The sequence below is a fragment of the Mesorhizobium loti R88b genome (assembly GCF_013170845.1).
Taxonomy (GTDB): domain Bacteria; phylum Pseudomonadota; class Alphaproteobacteria; order Rhizobiales; family Rhizobiaceae; genus Mesorhizobium; species Mesorhizobium loti_B.
Window position 1 is genome coordinate 884,069 of record NZ_CP033367.1, and the last position, 23,043, is coordinate 907,111.

Consider the following 23,043-nt stretch of genomic DNA (forward strand, 5'->3'; position numbering starts at 1 on the left):
GATGTGGAAAGAGCGCCCCGGTCTGGAACGCTCTGCCTCCCTAAAGTAGGGAGCGTAGTGATTAGGGATGTGGGGGCGTCAGAACTCGTCGTTGTCGGCCTCAATGGCCCTTCTATCGTCCTCGCCTAGATGCTCCCGAAGGAACCCGTAGACCTCCGGCAGTTTCCGCCCGAAGTAGCTCGCCAGCGCCATGGCAGCGACCTCGGGGTTCAGTGCCAGCTTGGTCGAGAACTTCTTGGTCAACTCATCGGCGTATCTGTCAGCGACCTGTTGCATCCATTGCTCCCGCTCGTCTTCTCCGTTGGCCTCATGATCCTTCCCGTTGGCCGCAAGGCGAGCCCGGAACCATGACACATGGTCTCCCGCCTGTTGCCCTAAGGTCCTCTTAGCCCGGCGCATGATGGTCACCTGCGCCGCCGAGATGCCGGACGCTCTAGCCACCCGCGCGATGCTATGTCGGTCGATCAGCACCAGCCGCCACGCGAAGTTCTGCCGGTCGGTATTGTCCATCGGCAACTTGGCCTTGGAGTTGACCTCCCCGGCTACCAGAACGGCCTCTTCAGGCGTCCCCTCGAAGTATCTCACGGGCACCGGAGTGGACCACCTAGCAGCCCCGTATGCCTCGAACCGGTGATGTCCGTCGATCAGAATAGTCCTGTTCCCGACCACCATGACGGTTACCGGGTCGAGGGCTCCAACCGCCTTGATCGCCTTGATCAGGTCCGACACATGCCGCTCGCTGATCCCGCCTCTCGGCTGGAACAGTTCGGGCACGGTCTCGATGTTATCAATGCGCAATTCAGATGGGCCTTGGGCTGGCCCTGTGAACTGGCTCATTAAATCCCGGAGGTGATCTCCAGCGCTCATTCTCTCTCCTTGTGTTTGAAATGGTCTCCGGCGACCTGTCCACCGGGAAATGCATGGATAGCCAGACAAGCGTCTGAACATTCGTAGGCCCACACCTCACCAAGACCGACCACCCCGGAGACACCTTCAAGCGCCCCGGAAGGAGCAACGGAGATGCCTGTCAGGGCTCAATGGGATGATCGATCTGGGTGAAATGCGCTGCGTAGTGCTAGTGGAAGGCATTGTGAGCGGCCACCAACGTTTCGCCCTCACAGCTGGTGGGTCCCGGCTGGGAGAGAATTGCAACGTGCGTTCCAAAAGTGGAGCAGCCCGCATGGGAATGGTTCGTCGGTGCTAGTGGGACACTTATTCAGCGACTTCTAATGTTCGACCGTCACAGCTAGTGGAGGCCTTATTCAGACGGCATCAATCAACCGCTGCACCTGAGACGCTGAGAACGGTTGTCCGGTCGCCGTCGTATAACCGATCTTCGCAAGCTCCCCAGCAATCTCGCGGAGGCTCCTCGCCTTGCCCGTCTTAGGGCTCTTGCGGGCTAGGCGCTTGGCTTCCTTGATCAGGTCTGGCTTGTCCACGCGGTAGCCGTGGTTGCCCTCGACGCGCCTTCCCGCAGCCTTAGAAGCTCTGTCACGGGCACCTCGTAGCTTCGCCACAAGCTGAGCCTTCTCAAACTCAGCCACGGCCCCGAGTATCTGTCGCACCATGCCAGCGGTCGGCGTGTCATTGGTGAAACTGTCCGGCGCATCGACCGGGATCAGTTCATAGCCGAGACCTTGCAGGAGCTTGTGGCCTGCTATCTGGACGGCGAGGTCCCGCGCGAACCGACTGGCGTTCTCGATTAGGATCACCCGCGCGCCATTACCGGCCATATACTCAAGGAGGTCTTGGAAGCCGGGGCGCGTGTCAATCGGGTCAGCTCCGCTCACAGCCGCATCGTGGAACCTGTCCACCACCTTCAGCCCGTTGCGCTTGGCATAGTCCTCGATAGCTTGTAGCTGCCTCGGCGCGCTGTCACCGTCGACATTCGTCCGGCTGGAGGTCCGAAGGTAAGCAACTGCCGTGGTCATTCTCTTAGGTCCTCTCCTATGCATCGCAAGCCATTAGGCTCTCTTTGTGTACCTTGTACTTGAGAATTAGGTACACTGTCAACGGCAACCGCGCCACCCAGCGTCCTCGCTTGGGGCCTGTGTGGTGAAACAGAAGGGGGTACGGGGGTCGGCGCGCGTGCCTGTTTATCCAATCACCCGCGCGCATTTTTCCACCAAACATTCCCGGCTTAAGAGATGGGTTTGACGCAACAGCACTGGCAGCCTACTTTACTGTGTAATTAGAGGGGAAATATCGCATGAGTATCGACGAAGTCGGGGACGAAAGTGTCTCTACCCCCACTGCCGAAGTCACTAGGAAGCCGGCGACCAAACGACTACGTCAAACTCGCAAGACAGAAATAGAAGTGCCGGTCAAGCCGGAACCAAAGAGGTCGCGCACACAGCGCCCGTTCCCAGCATCTTCTTTTGAAGAAGCCATCGCATTTGCCCGAGATTTGCACCGAGTAGGAAGCGGTCAGCCCGTTCGGCGACTTACGTTGTTTAATGATCTTGGAAAGGCTCCCGATAGTGGGACGAGCCGTATGCTCATCACCAACTCGAACCGCTATGGCCTCACAAAAGGCAGCTATGCTTCTGAGCATTTGGAATTAACTAGTGACGGACTGAAGGCTGTCGACGAACAAGTTCCGGAGCGCGAACGGCGGAGGGCGTGGGCCAAACTGGCTATTCAGGACATCGAGCCATTCCGCGCCGTCTACGAACGCTTCGTGAATGCGAGGCTTCCGGCTCGCGCGGTGCTAATCGATGCTCTCAAAGAGGCTGGCGTCGCGGCAGATGCTGCCGAAGAAGGGGTCGACACCCTCGTAGTCAATCTGCGGTTTGTCGGCCTGCTACAGACACTGTCTGGTGCAGATCGTATCGTGGCAGTCGATCACATGTTGGATGAGCTTCCAGCGACCACCATGTCCGCACTGCCCTATGCGGCACCAGCCGAACAACGGAGCCTTGTAACGCAAGAACATGCCGAGTTTGACACAACATGCTTCTACGTTACCCCCATCGGCGAGGCGGGGTCTGAGCAGCGCCGACACTCAGACTTGTTTCTCAGCACATTCGTGGAGCCTGCTCTGCAACCATTCGGACTGAAGGTGGTGCGCGCCGACGCCATTGAGAAGCCAGGGATGATCACGCGGCAGATCATCGAATACCTACTCCGGTCCCGCCTCGTGGTGGCGGACCTGTCGTTTCACAATCCCAACGTCTTCTATGAATTGGCACTCCGCCATGCGGCGCGCCTGCCGATTGTTCAAATCATACGTTCAAGCGACCGCATACCGTTCGATGTTCATCAAATGCGAACCATCCCGATTGACAATACGGACATCTACTCCCTCGTACCGAAGATCGAGACTTACCGTTCGGAGATAGGCAACCAAGTACGGAGCGCGTTGGCTGCTGATAGGGAAGTCGACACTCCGATCTCCGTTTACTTCCCGAGTTTCCGTGTCTCAATCAACGGTGATGCCAAGCCAACAACCTGAGTGTCGCTGATCTGCCTGTGGTGGCTCCACTAGGTTATCAGGCGTCCTCCTCTTTCGGCCACGCATACATGATCCCGGTCGCCTCCCCCGGCGCGTGTTTCCAGTGAAACCAAAGACGCCCGTTCGGCCAGTCAACCTCGACCTTGGTGAAGAGTTGCCTCAGGGTCGCGTTGATGAGCGCCACGTCTCGCGGCTCCTCGGCCTCGGCATGGTCGACTAGCTGCCCGGCAGTGACCTGAACGCGGTTTGTTAGGGTGTCAGCAATGCGCCGCTCTAAGTCCGTGATGGAGCGCCGGATATCCTCCCTTGTAGCCTCGTTCTGCCTGAGGCGGTCGAGCAATGCGGGCGAGTGCCCCGTCTGGCCAATGGCCGCGACTACGTTCTCAATCTCGTCACTCACCGCCATGTCCAGATTGTTCGCCCCCTCCAGCTCCATCTGCAGTGCTCCGTCCGTGGACGGCAGTGATGCGTTCAGCCATTCTGCGTTCTTAATGATCGCCTCTTCAACGTCGCCAATGCGAACCTGACGATACTCGCAGCCGGCTCCGGCCTTGGCCGTAGTGCAGACCAAGTACGGCTTGCCACCCTTCTTGCCCCCCTTGTTCACGCGCGTCATGGTCGCTTCGCACTTCGGGCACTTAGCAAGACCGGCGAGGATGTTCATCATGCCGCCACCGCTGGTCTCCTTGACGGCCCTGCCGCTGGATAGGGCGCTCACCCGGTCGAACACCTCGCGGTCGATGACGGGCGGGAAATACCCTTCCACGGTCTCCGTTGGAATGCGCCGTTTCTTGCCTCCCACGGTCTCGACGCGGTGGGGTGTGAATGCGCCTATGGTCGAGGCGTCGGCCAGCATCTTCTTGATGTAGCTGCGGTGCCAGTGACTGCCCGTACCAAACACCGGAACGGCTTCCTTGTTGAAGGCCTCGGCAATGGAGTGTTGGCCCCTGCCTGCTAGCGTCATGGCAAACACCCGCCGCACGATGTCAGCCCGCTCCGGTATCAAGTCGAACCCCTTCTTGTCCTCCCTGAGACGCAACCAACCGGGGCAGAGCGCGGACAGCGGCTTGATGGCCGCGTTGCGTCGCTTGTTGGCCCACGCTTCCCCGACGCGCCGGCCCTTCTTGGCGCTCTCCTCGTTCGCCCTGGCTGCCACCAGAAGGGCCACCATTAGCGCCGTTGGGTCATCGTCCAGAACTTCCTCGGTGTACACCCGTCCGTCATCGAGCGTGACCACGGTGATACCCGCCTCGCATATCCGCTCCAGCACCTTGACGGCCTTGCGCGGCTTCTGACGGCTCAGTCGGTCAAGGCTTTCGACGAGGAGGTAGCTCCCTGCCTTGATGTCCTGAAACTCTACGGCAGCAAGGAACTCACCAAGCCGCCCCGTCTCCTCATTCGCGCCCTTGAAGGCAGACACGCCAAGGTCTCGGAACGTCAGCTTGTCATCGAGGTCGAGCCCGTGTAGCGCGGCGTATCGTGCCGCCCCTTCAGTCTGTCGCCTCAGGCTGTCGCCACGCTCCTGCTCTGGTGTCGAGAACCGGACGTAGGAGTACGCCTTAGGTCGATTGGTGAGAGTGGCGCGTGGGGTATGTTTCGTCATAGCTGGGCCTTACAGGGGTGAGGGTCCTATGTCCATAACATGCTGATGATCGGCCCGCCTGGCTCGGGAAAATCGATGCTGGCGCAGCGGCTGCCGTCGATCCTGCCGCCGCTGGCGCCGAAGGAATTGCTCGAGGTCTCGATGATCGCCTCGGTGGCGGGCGAGCTCGGCGAAGGCAAGCTGACCGACCGGCGGCCGTTCCGCGCCCCGCACCATTCGGCCTCGATGGCGGCGATGGTCGGCGGCGGGTTGCGCGCACGGCCGGGCGAGGTCTCGCTGGCGCATCACGGCGTGCTGTTCCTCGACGAGTTTCCCGAATTCACGCCACAGACGCTCGATGCATTGCGCCAGCCGCTGGAGACCGGCGACTGCATGATCGCGCGCGCCAACCATCGCGTCACCTATCCGGCGCGCATCCAGCTGGTCGCGGCGATGAACCCGTGCCGCTGCGGCATGGCCGGCGAGCCGGGCTATCGCTGCCTGCGCGGCGATCGTTGCCGCACCGACTATCAGGCACGCATCTCCGGTCCGTTGCTCGACCGCATTGATCTCAGGATCGAAGTGCCGGCGGTGTCGGCCAGCGACCTGATCCGGCCCGACCGGGCGGAGAAAAGCGCTGACGTGGCGCTCCGTGTGGCCCGCGCCCGCACCCTCCAGCGCGAGCGTTTCGAGCGGCTCGGTGTGACCAGCGCCACCACCAACGCGCATTGCGCACCGTCGGTCATCGAAGTCATCGCCATGCCCGACGCCGCTGGCCTGTCACTGCTCAAGGACGCCAGCGAAAAGCTCGCCTTTTCGGCCCGGGCCTACCACCGCGTGCTGAAAGTGGCGCGCACGCTCGCCGATCTCGACGCCAGCGAAACCGTCGGCCGCATTCATCTGGCCGAAGCGATTTCCTATCGCATGAGTTCGGAGCGCGTGGCGCAGGCGGCATAAACGCCACTGCCTTCAGGTCTTCAAGCTGCAGTGTTCAGATCGTTTTTACCTGGCGCCCAGGATGAGGCATGCGCCAGTTGCGACGATGACCAGCCCTGTAAGGCCATGCATGCCGAAGGCGAGGGCGCGGTTTCCCCGCGAACGGAGGACTGTCACCATGTCGCCAAACGCGATGAGGCTCGCGATGAGCATGAATTCGCCGAGCAGGCGCGGCGGCCCATTGACCATGAGCAGGATGACAAAGAGGCCAGACGCGATATCGCGCGTGCCCTTCACGGACAGCCACGCGGCAAATCCGGTCGAGGACGGGGGTGAACCGGCAATGCCGAAGCCCGCTGAAGCGGCGTCAGGAGCCCACCAAAAGCGTGCGCCGAGGACCATAATAGCGGCCGCGATCAGGCCGGAAAGCACATATCCAGTTTGTAGCATGCGTCACTCCTATCATATGCAATAATTCTAGCGCTGCTAGAATTCCACGTCAACAGAAATCTAGCGTTGACAGAAAATGGTGCGTCGGTAGGATTTCTGGATGTCAATCGCCGAACGCAAAGAGCGCCAGCGCGCGGAGCGCTATGAACTCATTCTGTCCGCGGCCCGCGAACTCGCCGAGGCCGAGGGCTGGGACGCCGTCACCACCCGACGTCTCGCGGACCTGATCAACTACAGCCAGCCGGTTCTCTACAGCCACTTCAAGGGCAAGGCCGACATCATGGCCGCAGTGGCCACCAGAGGATTCGAGGACCTTGCGACGCGATTGACAAAGGAAGCGGGGAGCGGTGCTGGCGCTCCGGACGTCTTGCGCAATGTCTGTGCCGCTTATCTTGATTTTGCCCGTTCGCGGCCGGTCGTTTATGAGGCGATGTTCGTCTTGCCGACAAAGATCAAATTCGCCAGCGAGGAAACGCCGCCGGCTCTGCGTGCCGCCTTCGCCGCCTTTGTCAACGCACTAGGCGCCGATCGGCAAGACTCGGTATTCTTGGCCGAAGTGCTGTGGAGCGCATTGCATGGACTGGTGGTCCTCGAGCAATCAGGACGCATCCCTGCTTTCGGCGCGGAGGATCGATTGAAAATTCTGGTCCAGAAGTTCAGCAGCGTTCAGTGAGACCGTCTTGACGCGCTTTGGCCGGGACGAGGCCGATTCGAGTTCATGACGCCGCCGTCCACCGCGATCACGCCGACATCTCATTGATGTGATCGTGCCACCCTTGTGCGGCGCGAGCGGTCGAGAATAAAAGCTGACTGCTCTGCACAAGTTTTTGGCCCCCTCCTGAAGGGCCGCTGCTTCAGGCAGGTGCAGCCTTCAAAAACGCCTCCTCGTCGGAGCGGCTGGACAGACAATGCTGGTACCGTTCCTGATCATGTTCCGCGAGGGCGTCGAGGCCGCGCTCATCGTCGGCATCATCGCCAGCTATCTCAAGCGTACCGGCCGCGGCGCCTGGATGCCGGTGGTGTGGATCGGTATTTTCCTGGCGCTCGCCTTCTCGCTCAGTGTCGGCGCCATCCTGCAGTTTGCCAGTGTCGAGTTCCCGCAGAAGGCGCAGGAGCTGTTCGAGGCCATCATCGGCCTCGTCGCCGTCTGCGTGCTGACCTCGATGGTGTTCTGGATGCGCAAGGCGGCGCGTTCGATCAAGGCGGAGCTGCACAATTCGATCGACGCCGCCTTCGAGACGCCTTCGCACAAAGGCTTCGGCCTGATCGCCATGGTGTTCCTGGCTGTGGCGCGTGAAGGTGTCGAGTCGGTGTTCTTCCTGCTCGCCGCCTTCCAACAGGAAAACAGTTTTGCACCGCTGGCAGCGCTTGTCGGCGTGCTGCTGGCGGGTGTGGTCGGTTACGGCATCTATGCCGGCAGCGTGCGGCTGAACTTCAGGCGCTTCTTCCGCTGGACCGGCGCCTTCATCCTGATCGTCGCTGCCGGCCTGCTCGCCAATTCGGTCAATGCGCTGCATGAAGCCGGCCTGTGGAACCACCTGCAGCAAGTCGTGTTCGACATCAGCGCCATGCTGCCGATGGACAGTCCGCTGGGTTCGGTGCTGTCAGGCATTTTCGGCTATATCGACGCGCCTACCGTTAGCGAGATTGTCGTCTATGTCGGTTTCCTCGCGCCGTCGCTGTGGCTCTTCCTGGCCGACCGGCCGGTCCTGCAGGCGGTTTCCAAGCAAGGGCGGCCAGCGACATGAGCGCGACGCCGCAATCCCCCGCGCTGCCGCGCATGGCGGTCCGCATCGGCCTGGCGCTTTCCCTCGTTCTGCTGGTCGCAGCAGCGGCCGCCTTCACCTATGCGACGCGCGTCGCCCAAAAAGGCCGCCACGAGACGGCATCCGCGACGTCCGTGGCAATCACCGGCACATCCTGCGAACCCAATGAACTGACTGTTGCCGCCGGGCGGCATGTCTTCCAGATCGAAAACCGCTCCGACCGCGCCGTCGAATGGGAGATCCTCGACGGCGTGATGGTGCTGGAAGAGCGCGAGAACATCGCGCCAGGTTTCACCCAGACTTTGGCCACACGGCTCGAGCCGGGCGACTACGCCATCACTTGCGGCCTGCTCTCGAACCCGCGCGGCCGGCTGCATGTGCTGCCAGCCGCCAAAGCCGGCGCGGTGCAAAAACCCGATCTCGCCGCCTTCATCGGCGCGCTCGCAGAATACAAGGTGTTTCTGGCGACCGAGAGCGATGCCTTCCTGCAGGCGGCCGACGCCTTCGCCGGCGCGGTGAAATCGGGCGATCTGGCGGCGGCAAAAGCGCTGTATCCGCCGGCCGAGACCGCCTACGCGCATCTGGCGCCGGTGTCGCCGCTGTTTTCGGACCTCGATGCGGCGATCGACGGGCGCGCCGAGGCGTTCGGCCAGCGCGAGGCCGATCCGGCTTTCGGTGGCCTGCATCGTCTCGAATACGGGCTGTTCAGCCAGGGCAGCACCGACAGCCTCGCTCCCGTCGCCGACAGGCTGGTGAGCGACGCGGCACTGCTCAAGACGCGCATACACGATCTGCGCATCATGCCAGAGAGCATGGTCAGCGGATCGGTTGCGATACTGGAACGGCTTGCCGCGCCAGGTCCCGATTTCGGCGACAGCCCCTACGCGCATGGCGACCTCACCTCCTTCGAGGCGGCGGTGACGGGCGTTCACCGGGTATTCGACCTGTTGCGGCCGGTAGCAGCCAAGACCGCGCCCGACATCGTCGCATCGCTCGACAAGGATTTTGCCGTGCTGGGGGACATGATCGCGATGCGCCGCGCCGAGGCCTCCGACGCGCTCTCCGATTCCGCCAAGACCGAGCTTGGCAAAGCTGTAACCGTGCTCGCCGGCGATTTGTCCCGACTGCGTGAAACCATGGACCTCAGCCAATGACCGCCAGGGAAAAACCTTTCGACCCGAATGCGGCCTTCTCACCCTCGCGCCGCTCGGTGCTGATCGGTGCGGTCGCCGGGGCGCTTGCTCCTCAGGCTGCGGTGGTGGCCAATGCCGGCAGCGTCACCAATGCGCCGGAGAGCGACACGCTCGACCAGGTGCAACCTTTCCATGGCGAGCACCAGCCGGGGATCGTCACGCCGCGGCCGGCCGCCGGCCTGGTCGCCTCGTTCGACGTGCTTGCCCAGAACCGCGCCGGGCTGCAGAGGCTGCTGCACACGCTGACCGAACGCACGGCCTTCCTGATGGCGGGCGGAACGCCGCCCGCGCTCGACCCAAAGTTTCCCGCCCCCGATTCCGGCATTCTCGGCCCGGTGGTGACATCAGACAATCTGACGATAACCACGTCGCTCGGCGCGTCGATCTTCGACGAACGATTCGGCCTGCAGGCGCTGAAGCCGAAACATCTCACCCGGATGGCGTCGTTTTCCAACGACGCCCTGCAGGAGGAGCTCTGCCATGGCGATTTGTTGCTGCAATTCTCCTCGAACACGCCGGACACCAACATCCACGCGCTGCGCGATATCGTGAAGAACACGCCGGACACACTGCTCCTGCGCTGGAAGCAGGAAGGCTCGGTGCCGGTGCGGCCGCCGAACCCGGGAAAGCCCAAGCAAAGCGCGCGCAACTTCCTCGGTTTCCGCGATGGTTCAGCCAATCCGGATTCCACCGATGCCGCGCTGATGAAGCGGATCGTCTGGGTGCAGCCGGGCGGCGGCGAGCCTGGCTGGACAGCGGGCGGTTCCTATCAGGTGGTGCGCCTTATCAGAAATTTCGTCGAGCGCTGGGACCGCACGCCGCTGCAGGAACAGCAGACGATCATCGGTCGCCAGAAGGCCAGCGGCACACCGCTGGAGGGCGGCACAAGCGAGGCCGATGTTCCTCATTTTGCCAACGATCCCCAGGGCAAGACGACGCCGCTCGACGCGCATATCCGTCTCGCCAATCCGCGCGACGCCGAAGCGCAAAAACACCTGATCCTGCGACGGCCCTTCAACTATTCAAACGGCGTCAGCAAATCCAACCAGATGGATATGGGCCTGCTGTTCATCTGCTACCAGGCCGATCTCGAGCAGGGTTTTGTCGCCGTCCAGACCCGCCTCAGCGGCGAGGCGCTCGAGGAATACATCAAGCCCTTCGGTGGCGGCTATTTCTTCGCCCTGCCGGGCGTGAAGGACGACCAGGACTATCTCGGCCGCTCACTCATCGAAATGGCCGCTTCGACGCATGCCTGAACCCCGACCACAGCTTTCCAGCATGAGAGGATATCCATGAGAAACCATCGCCTGCTTGCCGTCTCCGCCATCGCCCTGCTGACCAGCTTTGCGCCGGCTCATGCCGCCGTCTCGCCGCTCGATCTTGTCCAGCCGATCGCCGACTACAAGCTCTACGTCCAGGGCAAGATCGACACGCTGGCGACCAGCACCAGGGCGTTTACAGACGCGGTCAAGGCGGGCGACCTCGCCAAGGCCAAGGCGCTCTATGCGCCGGCTCGCGTCAACTATGAGACGATCGAGCCGATCGCAGAACTGTTCTCGGACCTCGACGGCGCCATCGATTCGCGCGCCGACGACCATGAGCAGAAGGAGAAGTCGGCGGATTTCTATGGCTTCCACCGCATCGAATACGGCCTGTTCAGCCAGAACACGACCGATGGCCTCGGCCCGCTCGCCGACAAGCTCAACGCCGATGTGCTCGACCTGCAGAAGCGCGTTGCCGGCCTGACCGTGCCGCCGGAAAAAGCCATAGACGGCGCCGCCGGCCTGCTCGAGGAAGTGGCCTCCAGCAAGATATCGGGCGAGGAAGACCGCTACAGCCACACCGATCTCTGGGACTTCCAGGCCAATATCGACGGCGCGCAAAAGATCGTCGCTTTGGTGCATCCGCTGGTCGAGAAGGAAAACCCCACCTTGATCAAGACCGTCGACGACAATTTCGCCACCGTCGACGCCATCCTGGCCAAGTACAAGACGGCGGATGGCTACGAAACCTATGACAAGCTGTCGGACGCCGACCGCAAGGCACTTGCCGGCCCGGTGACGGCGCTGGCCGAGGATCTGTCGAAGCTGAGGGGTACGCTGGGGCTGAACTGAGACTTTGCGCAAATAGGCCGCGCAGCCGGCGCCTCAGCCCTTCGCCTTCAGCTCCAGCCGCCGCGCGTGCAGCACCGGCTCGGTGTAGCCGTTGGGCTGGCTGGTGCCCTTGAACACCAGGTCGCAAGCGGCCTGGAAGGCGATGGACTTGTCGAAATCCGGCGCCATCGGCCGGTAGAGCGGATCGCCGACATTCTGCCGGTCGACGATGGCCGCCATGCGCTGCAGGGAATCGCGCACCTGGATTTCCGAGCACACTTTGTGGCGCAGCCAGTTGGCGATATGTTGCGAGGAGATGCGCAGCGTGGCGCGGTCTTCCATCAGGCCGACATCGTTGATATCGGGCACTTTGGAGCAGCCGACGCCCTGGTCAATCCAGCGCACGACATAGCCCAGAATGCCTTGTGCGTTGTTGTCGAGCTCGCGCTGGATCTCGTCCGGCGTCCAGTTCGGCCGCACGGCGACCGGCACCGACAATATGTCGTCGAGCTTCGCCTTCGGCCGGCTCTTCAGCGCCGCCTGTACGGCATGGACGTCGACCTTGTGGTAGTGCGTGGCATGCAGCGTCGCCGCCGTCGGCGACGGCACCCAGGCGGTGTTGGCGCCGGCCCTGGGATGGGCGATCTTCTGCTCCAGCATCGCCGCCATCAGATCCGGCATCGCCCACATGCCCTTGCCGATCTGGGCATGACCGGCCAGCCCGCATTCGAGCCCGGTGTCGACATTCCACGCCTCGTAGGCGGAAATCCAGGCGGCCTGCTTCATGTCGCCCTTGCGGATCATCGGGCCGGCTTCCATCGAGGTGTGAATCTCGTCGCCGGTGCGGTCGAGGAAGCCGGTGTTGATGAACACCACGCGCTCTCTTGCCGCGCGGATCGCCTCCTTGAGGTTGACGGTGGTGCGCCGCTCCTCATCCATGATGCCCATCTTGATGGTATTCCTGGGCATGCTGAGCAGCGCCTCGACCCGGTCGAAGATCTCGACGGCGAAGGCGACTTCCTCCGGCCCGTGCATCTTGGGCTTCACAACATACATCGAGCCGGCGCGGGAGTTCATCCGCCGCCCCTTCGCGCCGACATCGTGCAGCGCGATCAGTGCCGTCATCGCCGCGTCCATGATGCCTTCCGGCACCTCGTTGCCGTCACGGTCCAGGATCGCCGGATTGGTCATCAGGTGACCGACATTCCGCACCAGCATCAGCGAGCGGCCGGGCACGGTGAGCGTGCCACCGGCCGGCGCGGTCCAGGCGCGGTCGGGGTTGAGCTTGCGGACAAAAGACTTGCCGCCCTTGCTGATCTCTTCCGCCAGATCACCCTTCATCAGGCCGAGCCAGTTGCGGTAGACGACGACCTTGTCCTGCGCATCCACCGCCGCGACCGAATCCTCGCAGTCCTGAATGGTGGTCAGCGCCGATTCCAGGATGACGTCGGCAATGCCTGCCGGATCGGTGCGGCCGATCTGGTTGGCGCGGTCGATCAGGATTTCGATATGCAGGCCGTTTTTCACGAGCAGCACGGCGTCGGGGTTGGCGGCATCGCCGCGATAGCCGACGAACTGCCTGGGGTCGGCGGGTGTCGTCGAGCCGGCACCGGCGCTGAGCTTCAACGCGCCCTGCGCCAGCGACAAGCCGTTCACCCCTGCCCATTTGCCTGATGTCAGCGGTGCGGCCTCGTCGAGGAAGCTCTTCGTCCAGGCGACAACCTTGGCGCCACGCACCGGGTTGAAGCCCTTGCCCTTTTCCGCGCCGCCCGTTTCGGGGATGGCATCGGTGCCATAGAGCGCGTCATAGAGCGAGCCCCAGCGTGCGTTGGCGGCGTTGAGCGCATAGCGCGCGTTCATGACAGGCACGACCAGCTGCGGCCCGGCAACCACAGCGATTTCCGGGTCGACATTCTCGGTCGAGACACTGAAGGCCGGCCCCTCGGGGACGAGATAGCCGATCTCCTTCAGGAAGCCCCTGTAAGCCTCCATGTCGATGGGCGCGCCATTGTCGCGATACCAGCCATCGAGCTTTTCCTGCATGGCGTCGCGTTTCGCCAGCAGCGCCCGATTCTTCGGGGCGAGGTCGTGGACGATGGCCGAGAAGCCGTTCCAGAAGTCCGCCGCTTCGATGCCGGTGCCGGGCAAGGCCTCGTTGGCCACAAAATCATGCAGCTCGCGGGCAATCCGCAATCCGGCGATCTCGATGCGATCGGTCATCAGGCTACTCCAGATGAAAGGCTTTGCGGGGCGTTTGGCATGTTGGGGTTGCAGGGTCAATTCAGCTTAGGTTGAAGGTGGGCATTTTGACCTCGTCCGAAGTACCGAGTGTTTGTCGTCCTCGGTGCTGTTTGGGCCATCCTGAACCGTTGCATTCTACGTCCAACGTCACGGCATGGATCCTAGGGTCTCCGCGACGTCGCTTCGCTCCTGCTCCGCCCTAGGATGACGAAGGCGCAGGATTCAGGTCAGGCCGAGTCGAAAATGGTGGCGTCCGAGAACCGGAGCGGAGCGTACTTTTGGGTACGTGAGCACCGGAAGCGCAGGACACCGCCATTTGCAGGCCGGCCTCACCTGAATCTACACCGCAATCCTTGGCCGTCCCGAGGCCACCGCTACCACATGCGCCTCGATGAACATGCGCTGGGCCTCGACGGTGGAAACCCTGAACTCCGTCGCCACGTCGATCTCGGCGCTGTCGGTGCCGGCATCCCGGGCGCGCTGGGCGACGATGGCGCGGACGTCGGCCTCGGCGGCCGCGATGGCTGCGGCCTCGTCAAGGAAATCGCGCACCGTCTCACCCGAGGCAAGCCGGAACAGCCCTTCCTTGGGCTGGCTGACCCGCGCTTCGGCCGAGACCCTGACCTGGCCGACGACGGCACCAAGCGCGTTGGCGACATCGGTGTCTTCAGGCACGACGCACTCATTGCCGACCAACGGCGCCAGGCCGGCATAGTGCAGAGGCGCAGAGGCGCCGAGGCCGATGACCGGACGGTCGAGCGCGACGCTCAGCCGCGCGATGCCGGGATGAGCATCCACCGCGCGCTGCACCAGCGCGTGCGCCACGGTCGCCGCGCCATCGAGCCCGTCCTCGGCGAAGGCGGTTTCGAGGATGTACTCGGCCGACCAGCGCGTCAGCGTCACCAGCACCCGCTCCGAGATCACCTCCGCTGAGGCCGCAATGGGCTGGCCCCGGCCGTCACGCTTGCGGGCAAACAGGTCGGCGCCAAGGCGCGCGGTGGCGGCATCCCAGTTGGCCTGCTTGCCCAGCACATGCGCCGCGTCCGACGGGGTGAAGCCTGAGATATGCACCAGTCCGCGCGAGACCAGCCGGTTCAAGGTGGCGTTCTGGGCGTTCGATGTCAGCAACCTGTCGAGGGCAAGCGGGGTCGCGCCGATCGCCTCGTAGAGCCGCGCTTCGGGAGCGGTCAGCCCGGCGGCGAGCCTGTCCGGTACGCCGGTGCGCACCGCGAAGCGGCCATCCATGCGGCCGGGGTTGGGCGCCCGCAACTGGCGTTCGAGTTCCGATTTGACGGCCTCGCCATGCGCCATGCCGGCCAGCGCCAGCGGCACCAGGCGGCGCGGCCCAAGCAGGATTTTCGGGTTGAGCGCGCCATCTTCCAGCGCCACTTCGGAATCGCCGCCGAGGCCGAAGGTGCGCATGGCGACCGCCTCGACCATGGTGCGGAAACCGCCGACGGTGGCGCCTTCGGGATCAAGCCGCGGACGGCCCTTGTCGAGTACGGCGACGTCGGTGGTGGTGCCGCCAATGTCGGAGACCACGGCATTGTCGAGCCCGGTCATGTGGCGGGCGCCGACCAGGCTGGCGGCCGGGCCGGAGAGGATCGTCTCGATCGGCCGCTGGCGGGCAAACGCCGCCGAGACCAGCGCGCCATCGCCGCGCACCACCATCAAGGGCGCAGCGATGCTGCGCTGCTCCAAAAACCCTTCGGTTGCCGCCACCAGCCGGTCGATCATCGAGATCAGCCGGGCGTTGAGCAGCGTGGTCAGCGCCCGGCGCGGGCCGCCGAGCTTGGCCGACAGTTCGTGGCTTGCCGTGACCGGCAGGCCGGTCTTTTCGCGGATCAGCTCGCGGGCGGCGATCTCGTGCGCCGGGTTGCGGGTGGCGAAGTAGGCGCAGACGGCAAAGCCGGACACCGAGGCGCCGAGCTCCGGCAGGGCGGCCTCCAGCCCGGATAGATCGAGCTTGGCGGCATTGCCGTGGACATCGTGGCCGCCAGGGCAAAACACCACCGGATCGGTGCCGAGCGCCGTCTTCAAACCGTCGCGGGCGAGGTCGGCTTCGGAGAAGCCGATCATGACCAGCGCCACCCGGCCGCCCTGGCCCTCGACCAGCGCGTTGGTGGCAAGCGTCGTCGACATCGAGACCAGTTTGATCGCTGCCGGATCGGTGCCGGCTTTCTCGAGCACCGCGTCGACGGCCCCGGAAATGCCGACGGCAAGATCATGCCTGGTGGTCAGCGCCTTGGCCTTGGCCAGCACCTTGCCCTTGTTCGGCCCTTGCTGCGGGCCTTCGGTCTCGGACCACAGCACGGCATCGGTATAGGTGCCGCCGGTGTCGATGCCGAGGAAGAGGGGTTTTGGCTTGGTCTTGGCGGTCATGGAAAGGTCCGGGAATTCTCTTGCCACGCCCCTTAGCCGATACAGGCTGACGGATAAAGGCGATACAGATGGGCCAAAGGGTGGGCGGGGTGGAGGATTCTGCCGAGATGCCGGTGCGAGGCCCCCCTCTCTGTCCTGCCGGACATCTCCCCCTCAAGGGGGGAGATTGGCTGTGTAGACGCCGGCGCCGATCCTGCGGCGTTGGCGAGTGGCGAAACCTGAGATGCATCTGATCTCCCCCCTTGAGGGGGAGATGCCCGGCAGGGCAGAGAGGGGTGCCTCGCGCCAACTTCTCCGATTGCCTACCCCACAAACCCCACCCGCTTGTGCGACCCATCGCAAAACGGCTTGTTGGCCGAGTGGCCGCAGCGGCAGAGGAAGGCGACCGTGGTGCGGTCGATCGTGTGGCCGGTGCCGGTGACGATTTCGAGATTGCCTTCGAGCTTGAGCGGGCCGTTTTTCGTCGGGGTGACATTGAGCGGGCCATTGCGTGCATCAAGTGCCGGCGTGTCCTTCAGCGCGGCTTCGCCGGTGGCGGTGAAGCCTGCCTTGCTGTGGCTGCCGTCGCAGAACGGCTTGTTTTCAGAAGCGCCGCAGCGGCACAGCGTGGCGCGATAAAAAGTCTCGCCGTTGAGCACGATCTCGGCATGAAGGGCCAACGGGCCGTTTTCGCGCAACCGCACGGTGTTGACCACCGGTGGCTGTTCCTGCGGCCCGCCATCCTTCCTGATGTAGGTGATGGCGCCCGAAGGGCAATTTTCGGCCAGTGCGACGACCTTCTCAACGCTGGCCGCGTCGGGATGGATCCATTCTCCCGGCGCATTGGGCACGAAGACATGCGGGTCGCCGAGAACGCAGTTGCGTGAATGGATGCAGCGCTTGCCGGAGAACCCGACATCGATCTCATCGCTTTCGACCATGCCGGCCATCGCGGTGCTCCTGTTGCCTGGAGCACGTCGCGTCTTCGCAGACGCGGCGTGCCTTGGGTGTTTGGGCAGGCTATGGCTCGAACAGGAAACCCGTCAAGCTGGCAAACCGGTCAGGGGACGAGATTGATCTCTTCGGTCTCGCCGCCGCTGCAGGTGTAGCAGCAATCCTCGCATTTTTCCTTGTTGCCGGGGCCGACGCCCCAATAGGTGCCCTCGTCGCCATCGACCCAGGCGCCATAGCAGATCGATTCACCCTCGTTGCAGGAGATCGGCAACGATTTGGTCTCGCCATCGTCGAGGTAGAAGTCCTTGCCGTTGCCGGGCCAGACGTAGTCGCGGTCCTGGCTGTAGAGCTCAAGGCGCATGGCGTTGGGATGGCTGTTCTTGATGGTGAAGCTGACGTCGCCGGCATGGGCGGCAGGCGCAAACAGGACGGCAAGCGAAAACGCGGCGGCAAGCCGGCGCGCGGACGTGAAAGACATGGAAACCCCCGATGAAGAATCGGCCCCCACGGCCGATGAAGGGATCATGCCATGACGCGGGCGCGCGCTAAAGGGATGATGGCGGCAAATCCCTGATTTAATCGGCCGCTGGATCTCAAGACTTTCACCCTATCGTTGCCAGAAGGGCAGCTTGGCGATTTCTTCTTCGACCTGCCGCCTGGTCAGTCCGATATCGTCGATCAGATGCGGATTGGCTTCCGAGATTCGCTTGAGGTCCCAGCGAAAGCGTGTGCGCTGCCGCCAGGCGGTGATGGTGTTTCGCAGGGCCGCAAGGCTATAGCGCCTGGGCGAGACCTGCCCGACGGGAATCCGCCGCCGCACGACCTGACGCGGGGCCGAAGCAAGACAATTGGTCATGACAACCTCCATGTGGTTTGGGGCTCCAGTTTTACGAATTGGGGACCCTCGAGCTGAAAGAGGTTGAATTCTGCAGGATACCGACAGCGCCGTAATTAAGGACTGCCAAATAGTTCTCAAAAGTTCCAAACTGGCTCTAACTCTTTGTTTTGACGTCACTCCGGGTGCAGAACCGCCTCACACTTTTCCTGGAATTACTCTATAGATGCGCCTCATGCAGGGATCGCGCTTTGCCTTTGGTCCGTTCGTGCTTGATCCGGGTGCGGGAACGCTGCTCCGGAACGACGATCCCGTTGCCGTCGGCTATCGCGGCCTGAAGCTGCTCGCGGCGCTAGCCGCGCGCCCCGGTGAAATCCTGGGGAAGGCCGAGCTGATGGATGCGGCGTGGCCGGGCACGGCCGTCGAGGAAGGCAACCTTACTGTCCAGATCGCGCAGCTGCGCAAACTGCTTGGTCCGCCTGCCGACGGCGGCGAATGGATATCGACGGTTCCGCGTGTCGGCTACCGCTTCACCGGGACTATCCAACAGCTCGATGGCGCGAAGCGAAAACCCTTGCCGCTGCCCGACAAGCCATCGATCGCGGTGCTGCCTTTCGTCAATCTCAGCGGGAATCCCGAGCAGGAGGCCTTCGCCGACGGGTTGACTGAAGATTTGATCACCGACCTGTCGAGGATCTCCGGCCTGTTCGTCATCGCCCGCAACTCGACCTTTGCCTACAAAGGCAAGGCAATAGATGTGCGCACGATCGCCGGCGAGCTTGGTGTGCGCTATCTGCTGGAGGGCAGCGCACGGCGCGCCGCGGGCCGTGTGCGCATCAACGCCCAGCTGGTCGACGCGACGAGCGGCGAGCATCTGTGGGCCGAACGCTTCGATCGCAGCCTGGACGATATCTTTGCCGTTCAGGACGAGGTGACGGCCAAGATCGTGGAGGCGTTGCTCGGCAGGCTGCGCGCGCCGCCGCCGCGCAACCGGCCCAAAAGTATCGAGGCCTACGATCTCTGCGTGCGGGCGCGCAAGCTGATCGACGATTCGCCGCAGATGGCGCAGGAAGCGCATCTGATGCTGACGCGTGCGGTCGCGCTCGATCCTGATTACGCCGAGCCCTATCGATGGCTTGCCATGAACCACTGGATGGGGCGGGTGCATTGGGGCGGCCCCACCGAGGCGGATCGCAGCGTTGCCCTGGAAATGGCGCGCAAAGCCGTGTCGATCGATCCCAACGATGCCGGCTGCCGCTGGATCCTGGCCTATCTGCTCACCTATGAGCGCGGCTTTACCGAGGCGGAGGCGGAATTCGCCAAGGCGATCGAACTCGATCCGAACGAAGCCGACACCTGGGCGTCACTCTCGGACATCACGGTCCTGGCCGGGCGGATCGAGGAGGGCCTTGAGCACATCCGCAAGGCATTCCGGCTGAACCCGTTTCCGGCAAGCTGGTACTATCTGACGCTCGGCCAGGCGCAATATGCGGCGCGCGACTACGAGGCCGCCATCGAGACGCTGCACCGGGACGAGACCTATCGCACCACCTCGCGCCGCTTCCTGGCGGCAAGCCTAGCCCAGCTTGGCCGGCTCGACGAGGCGCGCGCCGAGGTCGAGCTGTTCCTCGTCGGAAGCCCGCATTTCACGATCCACCACTGGGCCACGACCGAACCGTTCCGCGATGCGGCGACGCTCGAGCATTTCGTCGATGGCTTCCGCAAGGCCGGCCTGCCGGAGTGACGTGACCTCCTGCGTAGGACCGGCTACGGGATGCACACTCTCTGTGATTGGCGTAACTGATCGGCGCTCGGCTTGATTGCCACGTGGTTCCCCCAATCCGTCGCTGCTTCGCAGCGCCACCTTTCCCCCCTCCGGAGGGAAAGGAAGGGAGCCTCATTGGAAAAGCGTTGACGGCAAAGCACTTTGGCGCCTTTCCTCTACCCCGTCGATCGGGGGAGAGGTGGCTCGGCGAAGCCGAGACGGAGTGGGGGTCGACCAGCGCAGCATAAGACAACGCATGCGCCAACTGCTTGGAAATGTGTGCATACCGTAGCTAGGTTAAGGAGGCGCCCGTCACGGCACCAGGTCGATCGTCTCGGTCGTGTGCTCCACGCAGATGAAGCAGCAGGTGTCGCAGGGCTGGTCGTTGTCGGGCCCGACACCAGCGGAGATGCTGTCATTGCCGTTGACCCAGGCACCGTAGCAGATGCGCTCTCCCGAATTGCAGGACAGCGGCACTGATTTCTGCGAATTCGGATCGATCAGGAACACCTGGTCGTTGCCCGGCCAGACCGTCTCGCGGTCGCGGCTGAACAGTTCGACGGCGACCGCCTGCTTGCGCAGGTTCTTGACGAAGAAAGCCATGTCGGCGGCCTCGGCCGAGCTGGTGCAGACCAAAGCCGCAAGCACGGCCATGCGAAACAGCGTCACCGCGAACCCTCCCGAATCATCCCGGCAGAATCGCATGCCTGCCAGGAACTAGGAAGGTGTGGTTCACTCGTCTACGAAGGTGCGGGGCCAGAGATCTCCCGTCCCAACCGCACCGTTTCTTGCACCAGAAGATCGAGGTCGTCGCGCCTTGTGCGATGGTTGGCGATCGCCACGCGCAGCCAGTGTTCGCCATGCACCGTGGTGTCGGAGAGGGCGGCAATGCCCTGTTCCTGCAGCCGCAGCATGATCTCGGTGTTGAGCGCCTTCAGCGGCTCCCCGGCGAGCTCGGGCTGGTAGCGGAAGCAGACGATGTTGATGGTCGGCGGCGTCGCCAGCTCCAACGACGGCTCGGCCTCGATCAGTCCGGCGAGATAGTGCGCTTGCTCGATGTTCTGGTCGATCAGGCGGCCGAACTTGTCGACGCCGTGCTCCTTCAGCGCCATCCAGACTTTGAGCGCGCGGAAGCCGCGCGAGGTCTGCAGGCCGTAATCGTGCAGCCATTCGCCCGACGCGAGGCCGCGCGGCGTCGATTCCAGATATTCCGGCGTCACCGCGAAGGTGCGGCGATGCGCGACGGCATCCCTGACCAGGGCACAGCCGACCTCGAACGGAGCGTGCAGCCATTTGTGCGGATCGAGTGCGACCGAATCCGCCCATTCGATGCCGGCAACGCGATGCGCGTTCACAGGCGCAATCGCGATCAGCGCGCCGATGCAGCCGTCGACATGGAACCATAGGTCTTCCTCATGCGCGAGTTTGGCCAGCGCCTGCAAATCGTCGATCGCGCCGGTGTTCACCGTGCCGGCATTGCCGATGACGCAGGCCGGTGTGAGCCCGGCCGCACGGTCCTCCGATATCGCCGCCCGCAAGGCCGAAATGTCGATGCGCAAACCGGCATCGGTCGGGATGCGGCGCAGCGCCCGATTGCCGAGGCCGAGCGCTTCCATGGCCTTGCGGTGGCAGGAATGCATCTGGTCCGAACCATAGAAACGCAGCGGCTTTTCGATCGCGGCCACGCCGTGCTCGCGCACATCGATGCCCGCCTTGGTGTTGCGCGCCACCGTCAGCCCGATGATGTTGGCCATCGAGCCGCCGCTGACCAGCGTGCCGGAGGCGGAGGCCGGAAAGCCCAGCATCTCCTTGCACCAGTTCACCACCTGGCTGTCCATCAGCGCGGCGGCGTGGTTGCCGCCGCCGAGATTGGAGCCCTGGATCGCCGCCAGGAAATCGCCGAGCGCGCCGGTGAAGTTGCTCGACCCCATATACCAGGCCCAGAAGCGTGGATGGATGTTGCCCATTGGATAGGACATCACGGTGCGCGCGACCTCGCTGTAGACAGCGGCCAACGGCGCCGGCGATCGCGGCAGGGGTGCGGCGAAGGACCCTCTCACATCCGCCGGCATCTCCCGCCAGACCGGGCGGTTCCTGATATCGCTGAGATAACCGACGGCATCATCGATGACCTGGTGCGACAGGGCCTGCACCGCTGCCCAGTCGGCAGGGTCGAGCGTTTCCTCGGCCACCATGCCGAGGCTTTCCGGCGCGATATCCATGACATCCTCCCGTCAGGCCGCCGGGAATTGGCAGCCGGGCGTCGAGCGCGACAGCGCCATCTCGTCGGCATCCATCTCGGCCTCGATGCCGTCGAACAGCGGCGTCGTCATGTAACGCTCGCCGGTGTCGGGCAGCATGCACAGGATCACCGATCCGGCCGGCGCCTTCTCAGCGACCTGCCGCGCCACGGCGAAGGTGGCGCCGCCGGAAATGCCGGTGAAGATGCCTTCCTTCTGCGCCAGCGCCTTGGCCCATTTGATGCCTTCGGGCCCGGCAATCGGCATCACCTCGTCATAGAGGCTGGTGTCGATGGCTTCCTGCAGCACGTTGGGGATGAAGTCCGGTGTCCAGCCCTGCACCGGATGCGGCTCGAAGGCCGGATGGCTGGCTGCAGGGGCACCATTGGCACCGCGCTGCTGCGCCTTGCCGCTGCCGACCAACTGGGCATTGGCCGGTTCGCAGAGCACGATGCGGGTCTCCGGCCGTTCGCGGCGCAGCACACGCGCCACACCGACGACGGTGCCGCCGGTGCCATAGCCGGTGACGAAGCAGTCGAGCCGCGAGCCCGCGAAATCATTGATGATCTCGCGCGCCGTGGTCGCCTCGTGGATGGCGGCATTGGCGGCGGTTTCGAACTGGCGGGCGAGGAACCAGCCATTGGCCTCGGCCAGCTCAACCGCCTTCTTGTACATGCCAAAACCCTTTTCGGCGCGCGGCGTCAGCACCACCTTGGCGCCCAGCATGCGCATCAGCTTGCGGCGCTCGACCGAAAAGCTGTCGGCCATGGTGACGACCAGCGGATAGCCCTTCTGCGCACAGACCATGGCGAGCCCGATGCCGGTGTTGCCGCTGGTTGCCTCGACCACCGTCTGGCCGGGCTTCAGCGCGCCGCTGCGCTCGCCCTCCTCGATGATGTTGAGCGCCAGCCTGTCCTTCACCGAGGCGGCCGGATTGAAGAACTCGGCCTTGACGTAGATCGTCGCGTGAGCCGGTGCGAGATTGTTGATGCGGATCACCGGCGTGTCGCCGACCGTGTCCAGAATGCTGTCGAACAGACGGCCGCGCCCGGCCGTGGTCCGGATTTTTTGTTTGTTCAACATCGTTGATCTCCTCGATCGTGTTGATCTTCACAGGCCGGTTACAAACCGGCGGCTTGGGCGGCGAGGTTTCGAGACCTTGCCGCGCTAGGA

19 protein-coding genes and 1 pseudogene are annotated in these 23,043 nt (G+C 63.6%); 8 read left to right on the forward strand and 12 right to left on the reverse strand.

Annotation, left to right across the window (positions count from 1 at the left end; all coding sequences use genetic code 11):
* Positions 1–78: 78 nt before the first annotated feature.
* Both EB235_RS04165 and EB235_RS04170 read right to left on the reverse strand, forming a co-directional pair.
* Positions 79–867 carry a ParB/RepB/Spo0J family partition protein gene (locus tag EB235_RS04165; RefSeq protein WP_027032210.1) on the reverse strand — a complete coding sequence of 263 codons (789 nt, stop codon included), beginning with the start codon at positions 865–867 and terminating at the stop codon, positions 79–81.
* Between the two features lie 395 nt (positions 868–1,262).
* On the reverse strand, positions 1,263–1,931 hold the full coding sequence (locus tag EB235_RS04170) for a recombinase family protein (RefSeq protein ID WP_051429736.1): 669 nt from the start codon (positions 1,929–1,931) through the stop codon (positions 1,263–1,265).
* A 278-nt stretch (positions 1,932–2,209) separates the two neighbouring features.
* Between EB235_RS04170 and EB235_RS04175 the strand changes: the two genes are divergently transcribed.
* Entirely contained in the window at positions 2,210–3,454 is a 1,245-nt protein-coding gene (locus EB235_RS04175) for a hypothetical protein (RefSeq protein WP_245268868.1), read from the forward strand.
* Positions 3,455–3,491: 37 nt separating this feature from the next.
* Here EB235_RS04175 and EB235_RS04180 read toward each other — a convergent pair whose 3' ends face one another.
* Entirely contained in the window at positions 3,492–5,057 is a 1,566-nt protein-coding gene (locus tag EB235_RS04180) for a recombinase family protein (RefSeq protein ID WP_051429735.1), read from the reverse strand.
* 33 nt (positions 5,058–5,090) lie between these two features.
* Here EB235_RS04180 and EB235_RS04185 point away from each other — a divergent pair.
* A pseudogene (locus EB235_RS04185) lies at positions 5,091–5,993 on the forward strand (YifB family Mg chelatase-like AAA ATPase); the annotation flags it as partial.
* A gap of 45 nt (positions 5,994–6,038) precedes the next feature.
* Here the strand turns inward: EB235_RS04185 and EB235_RS04190 are convergent.
* Positions 6,039–6,422 carry a DUF4267 domain-containing protein gene (locus tag EB235_RS04190; protein ID WP_027032206.1) on the reverse strand — a complete coding sequence of 128 codons (384 nt, stop codon included), beginning with the start codon at positions 6,420–6,422 and terminating at the stop codon, positions 6,039–6,041.
* Between the two features lie 100 nt (positions 6,423–6,522).
* Here EB235_RS04190 and EB235_RS04195 point away from each other — a divergent pair, with 100 nt between their 5' ends.
* The 5 genes from EB235_RS04195 to efeO (EB235_RS04215) all read left to right on the forward strand — a co-directional run bounded on the left by EB235_RS04195 (position 6,523) and on the right by efeO (EB235_RS04215) (position 11,495).
* Positions 6,523–7,095, forward strand: a complete 573-nt coding sequence (locus EB235_RS04195; protein WP_027032205.1) for a TetR/AcrR family transcriptional regulator — start codon at positions 6,523–6,525, stop codon at positions 7,093–7,095.
* Positions 7,096–7,330: 235 nt separating this feature from the next.
* On the forward strand, positions 7,331–8,170 hold the full coding sequence (efeU, locus tag EB235_RS04200) for an iron uptake transporter permease EfeU (protein WP_027032204.1): 840 nt from the start codon (positions 7,331–7,333) through the stop codon (positions 8,168–8,170).
* Positions 8,167–9,342: an iron uptake system protein EfeO gene (efeO, locus tag EB235_RS04205; protein WP_027032203.1), complete on the forward strand. Its 1,176-nt coding sequence runs from the start codon at positions 8,167–8,169 to the stop codon at positions 9,340–9,342. The genes efeU and efeO (EB235_RS04205) overlap by 4 nt, the downstream gene beginning before the upstream one ends.
* Complete coding sequence (gene efeB, locus EB235_RS04210; protein WP_027032202.1) at positions 9,339–10,637, forward strand: iron uptake transporter deferrochelatase/peroxidase subunit; 1,299 nt, start codon at positions 9,339–9,341, stop codon at positions 10,635–10,637. Before efeO (EB235_RS04205) ends, efeB begins: the two co-directional genes overlap by 4 nt.
* A gap of 36 nt (positions 10,638–10,673) precedes the next feature.
* Positions 10,674–11,495 carry an iron uptake system protein EfeO gene (efeO, locus tag EB235_RS04215; RefSeq protein WP_027032201.1) on the forward strand — a complete coding sequence of 274 codons (822 nt, stop codon included), beginning with the start codon at positions 10,674–10,676 and terminating at the stop codon, positions 11,493–11,495.
* Positions 11,496–11,528: 33 nt separating this feature from the next.
* Here the strand turns inward: efeO (EB235_RS04215) and EB235_RS04220 are convergent, their stop codons facing one another.
* The 5 genes from EB235_RS04220 to EB235_RS04240 form a co-directional block, all read right to left on the reverse strand.
* The gene (locus EB235_RS04220) at positions 11,529–13,694 is read right to left on the reverse strand and encodes a malate synthase G (protein WP_027032200.1); all 2,166 of its coding nucleotides are present in this window, start codon (positions 13,692–13,694) and stop codon (positions 11,529–11,531) included.
* A 360-nt stretch (positions 13,695–14,054) separates the two neighbouring features.
* Positions 14,055–16,097 (reverse strand): hydantoinase/oxoprolinase family protein, encoded by a 2,043-nt coding sequence (locus EB235_RS04225; RefSeq protein WP_027032199.1) that lies wholly within the window; start codon positions 16,095–16,097, stop codon positions 14,055–14,057.
* A 302-nt stretch (positions 16,098–16,399) separates the two neighbouring features.
* Positions 16,400–17,026: a CDGSH iron-sulfur domain-containing protein gene (locus EB235_RS04230; protein WP_027032198.1), complete on the reverse strand. Its 627-nt coding sequence runs from the start codon at positions 17,024–17,026 to the stop codon at positions 16,400–16,402.
* Between the two features lie 110 nt (positions 17,027–17,136).
* Complete coding sequence (locus tag EB235_RS04235) at positions 17,137–17,508, reverse strand: hypothetical protein (RefSeq protein ID WP_027032197.1); 372 nt, start codon at positions 17,506–17,508, stop codon at positions 17,137–17,139.
* A gap of 129 nt (positions 17,509–17,637) precedes the next feature.
* A complete protein-coding gene (locus EB235_RS04240; protein WP_027032196.1) occupies positions 17,638–17,886 on the reverse strand; it encodes a DUF1127 domain-containing protein in 249 nt (82 codons plus the stop codon).
* A 205-nt stretch (positions 17,887–18,091) separates the two neighbouring features.
* Between EB235_RS04240 and EB235_RS04245 the strand changes: the two genes are divergently transcribed.
* Complete coding sequence (locus tag EB235_RS04245) at positions 18,092–19,609, forward strand: winged helix-turn-helix domain-containing tetratricopeptide repeat protein (protein ID WP_027032195.1); 1,518 nt, start codon at positions 18,092–18,094, stop codon at positions 19,607–19,609.
* Between the two features lie 333 nt (positions 19,610–19,942).
* Here EB235_RS04245 and EB235_RS04250 read toward each other — a convergent pair whose 3' ends face one another.
* From EB235_RS04250 to EB235_RS04260, 3 genes are all read right to left on the reverse strand, one after another.
* On the reverse strand, positions 19,943–20,299 hold the full coding sequence (locus EB235_RS04250; RefSeq protein WP_027032194.1) for a hypothetical protein: 357 nt from the start codon (positions 20,297–20,299) through the stop codon (positions 19,943–19,945).
* A 71-nt stretch (positions 20,300–20,370) separates the two neighbouring features.
* A complete protein-coding gene (locus EB235_RS04255; RefSeq protein ID WP_027032193.1) occupies positions 20,371–21,852 on the reverse strand; it encodes a pyridoxal phosphate-dependent decarboxylase family protein in 1,482 nt (493 codons plus the stop codon).
* Between the two features lie 12 nt (positions 21,853–21,864).
* Positions 21,865–22,953, reverse strand: a complete 1,089-nt coding sequence (locus EB235_RS04260) for a PLP-dependent cysteine synthase family protein (RefSeq protein ID WP_027032192.1) — start codon at positions 22,951–22,953, stop codon at positions 21,865–21,867.
* Positions 22,954–23,043 lie beyond the last annotated feature (90 nt).